Below are 405 nucleotides of genomic sequence, written 5' to 3' on the forward strand. Positions count from 1 at the left end.
GTTGTCGGTGGTCGAGAGGAGGCCCATCTCGGGCGAGTTGGTGCGGCCCATGAGGAGGAACCCGGCGTCGAGGAGGCGCCGGACGACGGGTTCGGTGAGGGTGCGGAGCCGGTCGTCGACACCGTACGAGCCGTACGTGGCGGGCTGCCCCTCGACCTGGGTCAGCTCCTTGACCGGGACGGGCACGCCGTGGAACGGCGGGAGGGGGCCGCCGTCGGTGACGGCCCGCTCGGCACGGCGCGCGGCGGCGAGGACGGCCTCCTCGTCGAGCCAGGTGAACGCGGCGAGTTCCGGGTCGTGCTCGGCGATCCTGCGGAGGTAGGTCTCGGCGATCTCGACGGGGCTGAGGTCACGACGGCGGACGGCGGCCGCGAGGTCGGTGGCGGAGGCGAAGGGGTCCATGGC

Annotated in this window: 1 protein-coding gene; it reads right to left on the reverse strand. The window is 73.8% G+C overall.

Annotation, left to right across the window (positions count from 1 at the left end; translation table 11 throughout):
* A partial coding sequence (locus ACOV8S_RS31475; RefSeq protein WP_448321883.1) for an amidase family protein occupies positions 1 to 405 on the reverse strand: 405 nt, incomplete at both ends.

The organism is Streptomyces sp. CO7 (genome assembly GCF_053474865.1).